This window comes from Paenibacillus sp. NN59 (assembly GCF_057597225.1).
This window is the reverse complement of the sequence record NZ_CP199678.1, coordinates 2,357,582-2,369,493: the sequence shown is the minus strand read 5'-3', so window position 1 is coordinate 2,369,493 and position 11,912 is coordinate 2,357,582. Positions and strand designations below refer to the sequence as shown.

The 11,912-nt window shown below is 47.6% G+C and carries 7 protein-coding genes; all 7 read right to left on the bottom strand.

All coding sequences use genetic code 11. From position 1 onward, the window contains the following. Positions 1 to 61: 61 nt before the first annotated feature. The 7 genes from ACT89M_RS10575 to ACT89M_RS10545 all read right to left on the bottom strand — a co-directional run bounded on the left by ACT89M_RS10575 (position 62) and on the right by ACT89M_RS10545 (position 11,737). Positions 62 to 2,641: a beta-mannosidase gene (locus ACT89M_RS10575; RefSeq protein WP_308722059.1), complete on the bottom strand. Its 2,580-nt coding sequence runs from the start codon at positions 2,639 to 2,641 to the stop codon at positions 62 to 64. A 20-nt stretch (positions 2,642 to 2,661) separates the two neighbouring features. Further along, complete coding sequence (locus tag ACT89M_RS10570) at positions 2,662 to 4,263, bottom strand: helix-turn-helix domain-containing protein (RefSeq protein ID WP_308722060.1); 1,602 nt, start codon at positions 4,261 to 4,263, stop codon at positions 2,662 to 2,664. Further along, on the bottom strand, positions 4,260 to 6,077 hold the full coding sequence (locus ACT89M_RS10565; protein ID WP_308722061.1) for a sensor histidine kinase: 1,818 nt from the start codon (positions 6,075 to 6,077) through the stop codon (positions 4,260 to 4,262). Before ACT89M_RS10565 ends, ACT89M_RS10570 begins: the two co-directional genes overlap by 4 nt. 30 nt (positions 6,078 to 6,107) lie before the next feature. After that, positions 6,108 to 6,983 carry a carbohydrate ABC transporter permease gene (locus tag ACT89M_RS10560; RefSeq protein ID WP_154886502.1) on the bottom strand — a complete coding sequence of 292 codons (876 nt, stop codon included), beginning with the start codon at positions 6,981 to 6,983 and terminating at the stop codon, positions 6,108 to 6,110. Between the two features lie 15 nt (positions 6,984 to 6,998). Next, positions 6,999 to 7,880, bottom strand: coding sequence for a carbohydrate ABC transporter permease (locus ACT89M_RS10555; protein WP_154886504.1), 882 nt, complete (start codon positions 7,878 to 7,880; stop codon positions 6,999 to 7,001). Between the two features lie 152 nt (positions 7,881 to 8,032). Next, complete coding sequence (locus tag ACT89M_RS10550) at positions 8,033 to 9,346, bottom strand: extracellular solute-binding protein (RefSeq protein WP_154886506.1); 1,314 nt, start codon at positions 9,344 to 9,346, stop codon at positions 8,033 to 8,035. A gap of 294 nt (positions 9,347 to 9,640) precedes the next feature. Beyond that, positions 9,641 to 11,737, bottom strand: coding sequence for an acyltransferase family protein (locus ACT89M_RS10545; protein ID WP_308722062.1), 2,097 nt, complete (start codon positions 11,735 to 11,737; stop codon positions 9,641 to 9,643). Positions 11,738 to 11,912: the final 175 nt, after the last annotated feature.

The following is an 11,912-nucleotide window of genomic DNA, read 5'->3' as shown; positions in this document are numbered from 1 at the left end:
GATATATTTTTCCGTTCAATCTAAAAAACCTCCACGCCAATGGAGGTTTTTCTGGGTTAAATCAAGCCTCGCTTGCATTCATCGCACTTACTCGCAGCTCTTTAAGTGGTAAAGCTTGCATCTCTGGATGCTGTAGCGTTACTGTGCGGCTCTCTCCTGGCAATAGATCAAAATAGTTATCACTGAATCGAACCCGGCCAACCGGCAACTCCAGCTTCACCATACGTGCAATGGCGACACTCGCATTAACGGTTACGGATTGTTCTTCCTCGTTTACATGAACGCTGAGCCGTGAGTGCGGTAACATCACATCTTTGGGATCACGCAAAAAGTAACGATTCATGGGTGCAACAAACCCTTCGGCTTGCAATTCCACCATCACTTCTTCCGCCCGTTTGGTTCCAAGCACTTCGGCTTCCTCTAAAGCTGTGATCTGCATAGATGACTGAGCGGGCACCTTCACTCCATATGCTGAAGTGTACAGTCGCTCTCCAGTCAGACCATAAACATTCAGTCGAAGTTGTCCTCCCACTTCATCCTGTGTATCATTAACTACCCATACGTTAAGCGAATGTCCTGGCTCATGCTCGAGCGACAATAGTACAGGATGAAAGAACGTTTTGGCATAATAAAAGGAAGCCTTCGGCAGCAGTTCATAATCGATCATCGACCAGCTTGTTCCCGGCCAGCTATCATTCAGCTGCCATACCAGCGCACCGCTGTTACGGTCATTGATTCGCCTGAAATGTTCTATCCCATAGCGTAGCCCCTCTGCCTGGGTCAACATGGAGAAGTTCATGTAATCCTCTACATTTTGTGGAATGCCCGTGTACCCTTCCATTAGCAAAATACCTTTCTGATGATTCGTATCCTTATTACGATAGGCCATTTCGGGACTCCCCCAGTAAAACTGGCCGGCAGGTATATTTTTCTCCAGCGTATACCGATTAGCTGAAGCATGCATGCCAAATTCACTGCTGAAGAGTGCTTGATCCTTTTTATAATTTTTGAACGTGACCCCTTCAATGCTATAGTCCAGCACAGGTACTTCTCCCTGTTTCCTCGGGTATACAGAACCGTGCCACACTTGCCAGTTGTGCCGATCTCCGGTATCCGGGTCATTCGCATCCTGTCCATGATCTGCGCCATAAGGTGAAGAAGGCCAGTACGGCCTGGACGGATCAAGCCGCTCCAATGCCTCAGGAATCAGTTCGTGGTAAATCTGTTCGCCGTAGAACGGACTTGTGATATCACCGCTAGCTGTTTTCATGTCATACAGCCAGTCGATTTCATTGTTGCCACACCAGATCGCTAGCGAAGCCCGGTTACGTAAACGAAGTACGTTATTCTCGACCTCTTGCTGTACATTTTGCATGAAGTCACGATTGAAATCCGGAAATAAAGCGTTGGCAAAGGCAAAATCCTGCCAGACAAGTACCCCTTGCCGATCACATTCGTCGTAAAAGACTTCTTTCTCATAGATGCCGCCTGCCCACACACGCAGCATGTTCATATGTGCTTCAACGGACAGTTCCACAAGCTCGCGGTACCGCGAATTCGGAATCGTTCCAATCAGCTGATCGGCAGGTATCCAGTTTGCTCCCTTGGCGTAGATTTTGACCCCGTTCAGGATAAAAGCAAACCGGCTCTCTCCCTGCTCATTATGCAAAGCTAGCTCAATCGTCCGTATGCCATATGACTGACAGTACCGATCCACTGCTATATCATCTGCATACAGCGTAACTTCAAGTGTGTACAGATAGGGTTCCCCCAGATCATGAGTCCACCATAGGCAGGGATGAGCCACATCTAACGTTACCTCTGCCTCCCCCTGTTTTACAGGCAAAGAAATAGCACTGGCTACAACCTCTCCATGCTTATCCAGAAGCCGGATATCACAAGTAGTCACAACTGGTTGTGTCCGTTCTTGCTTGCTACGCAAAGATAAAACAGATTGTACCTCTGCAGTGACTTGTACTTGAGCCTGTTCCTTGCTTACGGCGTTGGTTCGGGCATACACATGTTGCAGTTTGGCAATCGTGCTTCGCTCCAGACGGACCGCTCCCCAGATCCCTACCGTAACGATGCGCGGCCCCCAGTCCCAGCCAAAATTCATAGCCGCTTTACGCAGCCACGGGCGTTCTTTCGTATACGAAGACCAGTCAAACGTCTCCTTCTCACGATGATGAAGATGAAGCGGGTCAAAGCGTACCGCAATCGCATTCCAACCGCTTCGCACCAGACGGGTCACATCCAATGTATGAGACATCAGCATATTAGCGGTTTTTCCAACCTCATGTCCATTGACATATACCGTTGCAAACGTGTCCAAGCCTTCAAACACAAGTTCAATACGTTCCTCGGAAGATGCACCCGCGTCCAAATTAAAGGTGGTGCGATACCACCACTCCTTCTGCTCGATCCAGCGACTCTTGACATCGTTATGTCCAAAATAAATCGGATCTATAATGCCGCGCTCTGCAAGTGCCCCATGAACATCACCAGGCACGGTTGCCCCGATCCAGAATCGGTCATCCAGCGCTGCAGCGGCAACATCCATTGCTCGCTTTTCTTCAACCTCGTAATGTTGTATCTTCCACTGTCCTGATAAATCCTGACTTGTACGACAAACGTTGACCATTGTACTCCTGCTCCTCCCGTCTAGCTGCCTGAAGATTTAAATGCAAGTGCCTGCTCCCGGTATTCACTCGGTGTTTTGCCTGTATGCTTTTTGAACAGTCTGCTGAAATACTTCACATCCTCATAACCGCTAATTGCTGCGATTTCACTGACCTTTGCCGGAGACACAACGAGCATATCCATTGCCCGCCTGATCCTCATATCTGTAACAAAGTCACCAAAGGTTACACCCATTTCTTTTTTAAACAATTCACTAAGATGTCCTGGATGCAAATGAACCTGTCCGGCCACCTGCTGCAAGCTAATATCCTGTGCCAGTGCATTTTCAATATAACCTATCGCTTTTTGCACATGTGCGGCCTGCCCTTGTCCCATACGACTGTGATATGCCTGCATCACATCATATAAATGGTGGAACAATTCATCCCCGATCTCTGCCGGTTTCTTGTCGGTTTCAGGAGTCCAAGGCTCAAGCCTGGAGGGTTGTTCCCTTCCAATCGCTTGAAGTGTTCGCGCTAGCCAGCGGTGTCCTGCAATGATCACCGAATGTAGACAAGCTACATATGATCCTGGTGTGACATCAGGTTCTGCAATCAACCTCGTAATCAGTTCACGTATCCATGTTGTAAGTGTGACTGGATCATTGTCCATGAGCAACGTACCGAGGGTGGTCTCCTCCTCATGTGTCAACACCGTTTTGCCACCTCGCCTGCCGTTAACCTCTTGATATCGCCACACTTTTGAATCCAGCAGTCCACGGTACTGTAAAGCTAACAACGCCGTTTGATAACTACGGTGCAATTCAGAAGAGTGGTTAACAGGTTCACCAAGCACAGCGCGAAGTGAACATTTCAACCATGCCTCCATACGATCTATGCCTTCCTTGATCCTGTATACGCTTACTTCATTTTCGGAAGCCACAGGTAGAACACAGACAATATATTGTTTGTCAACCTGAGCAATCGTTCCTGGGAGCACTTCTTCAATCATATTCTGCACTGCAAACCGGAGCAGCGCATCGGAAGAGCGGCCCCAACCCTCTGCCTCAATCACAACAACTTGCCTGCTCACAGGCCGTTTGTCCCCACTAACTTGCTCTATGGATTGAACGGGGAGCGCATGTTCCACATCAAATGCGAGAAAGGATGGGCAACTCCCCGAATTCGTATGACCTTCGATCACCCATCTGGCAAACTTCCTCTCCCGGTTCTCACGTAACAATTGTCCCTCACGGGACTTCTCTGCCCATCGTTCTGTAATTCTTCCTTTGGCCTGCAACACCGTTTTGATGATCTCTTCCGGTTTGCTCGTTTTCAAGAGATAGTCTGTGACTCCATTACGGATCGCTTGCTGGGCGTAAGAGAAATCATCGTAACCCGATAAAATAATGACCTCCAGCTCCGGAAGCAGATGCTGTGCTTCTTCCGCTAGCTCCAGCCCCGACTTGCCGTTCATTCGAATATCGGTCATCAAAATATGCGGGTGTTCCTCCGCTAGTCGAGTTAAAGCCTCCTCGGCAGAAGCAGCTGGCGGAAGAATCTCAATGCCAAGTTCATGCCAGGCGATCACACTCGCGAGCCCTGTGCGAATGATGACTTCGTCGTCCACAATCAATAATCTCATGGCGATTCCTCCAGAATTGGAATGGAGAACGAAATTCGGGTGCCCCCACCCTTTTTGCTGTGTATTTCAAGTAACGCATCCGTCCCATAGTGAAGAAACAGTCTTTCGTTTACATTACGGAGACCATACCCTCCATCGGACAACGACTGCCCCAGTTGCTTCCCTTGGGAATGACTGCCCTGCGGCAACATGTTACTCTCATCCGCGGGGATAATACTGGCCCGCAATTGCTCCAATTGTTCCAGTCCCATGCCCGCACCGTCGTCCAGTACCAAAATGTTCATGCGCTCAACCGCGGAATCCTTCTGAATCATAATCGTTATCGTGCCTTGGTTTCCTGCCTGTTGAATCCCGTGAATCATCGCATTCTCCACCAGTGGCTGTAGCAGAAGCTTTAACATCATTCGTTGCTCCAATGCAGGATCAACAATATAATGCAGCACGAATTGATCCGGAAAACGAATCGACTGTACCCGTACATAATGACGGATATGCGCAATCTCCTGGGCAACCGGGCAGTAATCCTGTCCCTTATTCAAACTGATTCGTAGAAAATCACTTAGTCCCTCTACCATATCCGCGATCCGGTTTTCTTTGGACATCAGCGCGATCCAATGAATGGAGGAGAGCGTGTTATACAGAAAATGAGGATTAATCTGAGCCTGGAGTACACGCAGATCTGCTTCTTTTTTGCGAGCTTCCCCACGAATGATCTCTTCCTTAAGCGATTCAATATGTGCACCAAGCAGATTATAACTTTCCCCAAGCTTGCCAATCTCGTCATCACTTTCTGCTTGAAATAACGGCAGAGGGCGCTTCGGGTCAACTCGAGACAAATGTCTGGTTAATACAATCAGCGGCCTCGTAATCCTGCGAACCGTGAACCAGACCAAGCCACCGCTGATTAACGCTGACAAGGCAACCGCAATTGCTGTCAAAATGATAATGTAACTATTCTCTGAACGGTATTGCTCGTAAGGAACCATACCAACCAGCGTCCACCCCGTCAGTTCCTCAGGGTAATAAAGGACCGTACGTTTTCTTTCTTCCTCACCATACGTAGTCGTCCCACTATGCCCCTTCTGAATGCGCGTAATCAGTCCCGGTTCGAGATCAGATACATGTAGCCCAAGCCGGGATTTATCCATGGAGGACAGAACCTCTCCTGTGTTGCCAATCAGTTCAAGGCTACCTTCCCCTCTACCCAGTCCAAATGCTGGCCATCCTTTAGAGATCGCATTTTCATTTAAACTGATGCTAAGCCAGCCGATGGGACGATAATTGTGGATGCTGCGAATTGGCCTGATCAACGTAATAACGTTTTGAATTCCAGCATAATTGCGAACGGGATATACACCCGTCCACCTTTTATCCGCGTTTCCACTAGGGAGAGATGGGGAAAACAGACTACCTCCGTCCGGTTCATACCAAGTGGCCGTGGACAACGCAGCATCAAAGCGTCCGGGGTAAATGGCAATGTTCGCAATGTACTTTTTGGATGCAGCCAGATTGGTCATTCGTCCCACAATGTCCAGACGATCCGTCTCATGATCCTCGTCCCGGCTTAGATACTGCTGAATATCCCGTTCTCCAATGAGGAAAATCGATAAATTCTCTGCATCCTGAAGCATATAACGAAGATTCGCTTCCACTTGCTTGAGTGTATCCATCCCCGATAGCTTCGTTTTTTCCTCCGTGATCCGTGAAGAGAATAGGAAAGCAAATAGTCCAAGCGCTACAAGTGGCACAATCATCGAAGCTGTGACCACCACGGACAATTTTCGTTGCAGTGATGATGTAAGCCAGCGAACCAACTCTGTTCCTCCTTTGGATACGCTCCTCGCTTACCCTTTGACTGCGCCTGCTGTCATGCCCTTCATCACCTGTTCCTGAAAGATTAAATAGACAATGATCGTAGGAATAACCGATAGGGTCATGGCAGCAAGCGTTAGACCATAATCGGTCTGATATCCATCTGCGAAGTTTGCAATGGCAAGCGGTAACGTTTTCAATCCTGTTTTATTAATAAATACAAGGGCAAAGGAAAAGTCGTTCCACGCATGTAAAAAACTCAAAATGGTCACCGTAGACAGTGCAGGAAGCGACATGGGAAGCATGATCCGGGTAAAAAGTCCCCAAAGTCCGGTTCCATCCATAAAAGCTGCCTCTTCAATATCGCGCGGAATGCTGACTAGATAAGCTGTCAACACAAAGATTGCCGTTGGCAAAGCAAACGCAGTATACGGCAGGATCAAAGCCCAATACGTATTGAGCAAGGACATCTGTTTCATCAAAATAAACAACGGAACGAGTGTACTATGGATCGGGATGAGCATGCCTACAACGAAAAACGTCATAATCAGCCCTTTCCAGCGAAACTGGAACCGCGCCAGAATGAATGAAGCCAGCGCCGCGATAAACAGCGTCAGGATCAGCGAGCCGATCGATACGGTTAGTGAATTGCCAAAGGCCGTTCCGAGCTTCGAGCTTTCCCAGGCATTTGTAAAATTGACCACATTCCAGTGTGCCGGTAGACCAAAAGGTCTGCTGTAGAAATCCTCATTTGTTTTGAACGCACTAATCACAAGCCAATAAAACGGATACAATGTTAAAATACCATAGACCGTCAGCAGCGTCCAAAAGATTCCTTTACGAATCTGCCGAATGGAATGCCCTGCATGGCCTCGTGGTGTTGATATAGTCACAGGTGTTGTTCGCATAAGCGTGCCTCCTTTCTATCCGTTTTCTTTACGCTTCCGACTGGTCACCCACTGGCTTGTTCCGATGAGTAACAAGGAAATTAGAACAATCGTTGTAGAGATCGCACTACCAAAACCATATCGGTACGTTGTAAACGTAGAGTTATACATATACGTAGCGAGCAACTCCGTTGCGTGAGCTGGCCCACCTTTTGTCATGATATAGACCAGATCAAAGGACTTCAGACTGCCTGAAATACATAAGATAATGGCAACTTGTACCGTGCCCCAAATCATCGGCAGAGAAATAGAAACCAGTTTGCGGATTCCAGATGCGCCATCTATTTTGGCTGCGTCATGGATTTCACCCGGGATGTTCTGCAAAGCGGAGATGAAAATAATCAAATACAGTCCAACAAAACTCCAGAGCAAGGGTGGCACAAGAGAAAATATCGCGATCTTTGCATCGGACAGCCATTGCAGCTTCCAGCTCTCCAGCCCTAGTGCATCCAGCAGGAAATTCAAGATACCGATCTGTGGATGATAGATATACTGCCAGATCATTCCGATGACCACGGTGGACAATACCATCGGCAGAAATACGGCCGAGCGCAGAAAGCGCTGGAGCGGGTTGCTTTTGTGTAACATAACTGCCAACATGAGTGCTAATGGAATCTGGCCAAACACCGAAGCCAGCACAAAAATGACATTATTTTTCAAAGCCCTCCAAAAGATCGCGTCATTCCAGATCTCCACATAGTTGCTGAGGCCAATATATGTCGATGCACCAATGCCAGACCAGTTAAAAAAGCCGTAATATGCAGACCACACAACAGGCACAAACACAAACAATGCATAGATAATAACTGCCGGAGCAAGCCCCAGCATAATAAAACGCCGACTTTGCAATGCGTTCAATGGCTTCACTTCCCCTCGTATTGCCTTTCTAATCTGTCCGGTAACGGACGTTAATCTCTTATCTAAAAACCCCTCCCCTGCCGGGAAGGGGAATGAACTGTACTTTACTTTATTTAGGTTAGGTTAATCAGCCTCTATAAGCAGGAAACAATCTATTGTTTCATCGCATTCGCTTGAGCTGCCTGAATTCGGCCTGCAATATCTTCCGCTTTGCCGCCCATCAGCAGCTCCTGTAACCCGTTATTAATCACTTCAACCGTAGCCGATCCCAGTTTGGAATCGTATACCGGCGTAATCTTCACTTCCTGCATTAGATCGTACAATTCTACAAACAACGGATGAGCTTTGGACTTATCCAGATCAATCTTATAGCTGACCAATGTACTGCTGTCTAGCGTAGCTTTTTGACCTTCCGGACCAGCCAGGGCGTAGAATAGCTCCATCGCGGCGTCTTTTTGAGCACCACTCAACTTTTTGCTAACACCAAGACCCGTTCCTACAACGCCTGATGTTGTTCTTGGTTCACCTTTGCCACCTTCAACTGGAGGCAAAATCGTAATATGTGTATTTTTCAGCACCTCTTCCGGTGCATTGTTAACGAGGTTGGCGAGCGCCCACCCACCGTTCATGACCATCGCCGTTTTCCCTTGAAAATATAGTTGCATCATCTGGGTTTCATCAATACTGTTGAATCCGTCCTGAAAAGCCTTCATGTTTCCAAGCTCCTGCATTTTCTTCAGCGCTTCAACAAATTGCGGATCAGTGAAACTTGCACCATCCTGAGCTACGGCTTTCAAAAACCAGTCTGTACCCGTCACCCGATCAGCCAGCGTACTGAAAATGGTAGACTGGGCAACCCAGTTCGTTTTGTTACCGAGAGCCATCGGAATGATTCCTTTTTCGTTAAACGAAGCAACCGCCTGTTCCAATTCAGCCCACGTTTCAGGAACCTTTACGTTATTCTCTTTGAAGAGTGCCTCATTGTAATAAATAAAAGAGCTGGGCGCTAGATTCATGGGAACGGAATAAATATTTCCATCTACTGTGTATCCATCCAGTGCATTCGGAATAAAATTCTCTTTCCATTCCGGCTTCGCATCCAGATCTGCGTTGATCGGCTGCAACAGATCTCCTTTAACAAACTCCTTGGTCATTGCATCCGGCCACATCACGAAGAGATCCGGCATCTCATTGGCTGCTGCAACCGTACGTAACCTTGTTTTGAGACCGTCCGTAGGCAAGCCTTCATCCACCACTTCGATATCTGGATGCGCGGTACGGAAATCTTCAATAATTTTACGCATCGCTACCGCTTTAGCGTCTTGCCCTGTCCAGTTATGCCAGATGCTCACGGTGACTTTGTCACTGCCGCTACCACCTTCGGAAGAATCACCGCTTGAGCACCCTGCCAAAATGACGGCGAATAAGGTTAGTGCCGCTATGCCTGAAAACCATTTTTTCCACATCGTTATACTCCCCCTTGAGCACTTAATATCTGTATTGTAAATGGTAACGCTACCATAACGTAAGGTGACGATCCACGGATGCAGGGGTGAATAATATCGGTTCACTGTTTACATATCAAAAAAAGCCCTCCCGGGACAATGTCATGAAGTCAAGACTAACTTCAATCCCATTGCTCTCAGGGAGAGACTTTAAAATTGGACGTATACTCCATGTGCTGAACATGTATTGCATGATTCAAAGATATAATAGCTGGATAAGTTCGTATTAAAGGATTCTACATGTTAATCGTTCGGTTATTGAAGACTGTTTTTCACCAATGCTGCAAAAGCTTCAGAACCTTCGGCGGTCAGATGCACCCCGTCTTTTTCAAAATATTCGTCATGCCCTTCACTAGCCTGATTCCAATCAATAAGAGAAACATTACTGTAACTGGAGGCTGCATCCGTCAGAGCCTTGTTCACCGTTCGCTCCCAAGGACGCGGCACACGTACCGTGACAAGATAAACCCGTGTTTTATCCTTCAATCCATCAAGTACGGACTTTAAATTTTTGGAATTAAAGGAACCGTTCGTTCCAAGCTCAAGTACCACCTGATTGCCCATTTGCTTGTTACGCTTCAGATCCCTCAGCACATCTCCAGCCTGCCACATCTGACGGCCGACATGGCCATCTACGTACACACCGGATATGCTCTGCTCCAGATAAGGCTTGGCATCCAGAATAACGGAATCTCCGATAATTGTATATTGGACTTTTCCATTCTTAGTGACAGGTGTCACAGGTTTATCCGTTGCCCCTGAATCCGTTGCATCGGTTGTGCCTTCATCTGGTTTCGAACCCGATGGGTCGGTTTCTTTGTTTCCTGAATCAGACGAATTGGAAGCAGGATTATTGTCAGGATTAGATGGTGAGTTGCCCTGATCCCGGCTATCGCTGGATGAATCGTCCGGCTTGGCCGATTTAGACCCATCTGTAGATGCAGTTCCAGGCTTGTGACTCCCATTCGTTTTCCCGTCTGACGTCGACTCCGTACCTGACTGAACAGATGGATTCTTTTCCCCGGAATCCGAAGGTTTTGTTGTAACGGGTACAACGTCCTGACCCTTTTCTTCAGCAGACTTTTCGCCATTGAACACCGTAGACAGGGACACCGAATGTGAATCTGAATTGGCTGCTACTGGCAGTACCGTCTGCGATATGGCATAACATAGTAACAGGAACGTCATCAGCAGGCCTGTTCGTTTCCACCATACCTGACGGGGAACGAAAGAGGTACGCCCTCTTCCCCACAGTTTTGACAAGGAATCCCAAAAACCGTTATAACGAATCGGGTTTTCAATATATTTTAGCGACATCGATGCAAGTACAACCGTTGCAACGACTTGTAGCAACATACGTACAGGATGTGCACCCCCTGTATTTACAACAGGACTGGTCAGAACAATAATCGGATAATGCCACAGATATGTTCCATACGAACGTTCACCAATCCAGCGCAATGGCTTTGCCCCAATAATCCTTGCCAGCAAAGACGAAGGATGGGCAAGTACTGCCACCAGCAGGGTTGCGGCAATCGCTTGTATCACCATGCCCCCCTGATACAGGAACGAGTCGTATTCGCTCGTATTCAGCATCATATAGATTAGCACCGCTAGGGCAGCAATTCCTGATCCGTCCAATACGAGCCGATTCATCGCAGGCAATGTGCCAGACAGCTTCCGGCTTGGCCAGACTACAGCTAACGCTGCCCCGGCAAGCAAGGCAAATGCACGGGTATCTGTTCCATAATATACACGGCTCGGGTCCAAATCCGGGTTGTACATGATGGCCATGGCGCCAGCTGAAAGTTCAGCTGCAACGACAATGGAGACGACCAGCCATCCCTTTCTTTTGAACAAAACGATCGCTGCAATTAACAGAAGCGGCCAAAGCAGATAAAACTGCTCCTCAACAGCCAGTGACCAGAAATGTCCAAAAGGTGATGGCGGACCGAAACTTTCAAAATACGAAACATGGTGAAAGATATACCACCAATTACTTATGTACGTAACACCGGATAAGATATCCCCTTTGAGTGAAGCAAGCCGGGACGAGTCTGTACATAACAGCCAGAGCATCACAACCGCTGTCATGGTTAGCATGCCAGGCAACAAGCGCCTAAACCGCCTTAACCAGAAATCTCCAAGCGCAATGCGCCCATGTTCCCGCCACTGGGATAACAAAATATCGGTAATCAGATAGCCTGACAGAACAAAAAATATACCTACACCGAGCAGCCCGCCCGGAATGAAATCCAAATTTAAATGATAAGCAATCACGCCAAGTACCGCGATGGCTCGTAAGCCATCCAGTCCGTTCATATGCCTCTTTTTTTTCACTGATTGTGACATGCTCGCCCCTCCTTGTTACTGCGAGTCCACATCCATCGAGATCGGGGCATCCTGTTACACTGGCTCATTCTAGTTGTTATTAACATACGTATTGCACCTTCCATCTTTCATTTACAACATAAAGAAGACGAACTGCCTATAGATTTAGTTGTATTGATTGTGAATCTAACTTATA

What these genes read in the sequence shown, in the direction of transcription:
- ACT89M_RS10575 (WP_308722059.1), bottom strand. Translation starts at nt 2,641, where the DNA reads ATGGTCAACGTTTGTCGTACAAGTCAGGATTTATCAGGACAGTGGAAG.
- ACT89M_RS10570 (WP_308722060.1), bottom strand. Translation starts at nt 4,263, where the DNA reads ATGAGATTATTGATTGTGGACGACGAAGTCATCATTCGCACAGGGCTC.
- ACT89M_RS10560 (WP_154886502.1), bottom strand. Translation starts at nt 6,983, where the DNA reads ATGCGAACAACACCTGTGACTATATCAACACCACGAGGCCATGCAGGG.
- ACT89M_RS10550 (WP_154886506.1), bottom strand. Translation starts at nt 9,346, where the DNA reads ATGTGGAAAAAATGGTTTTCAGGCATAGCGGCACTAACCTTATTCGCC.
- ACT89M_RS10545 (WP_308722062.1), bottom strand. Translation starts at nt 11,737, where the DNA reads ATGTCACAATCAGTGAAAAAAAAGAGGCATATGAACGGACTGGATGGC.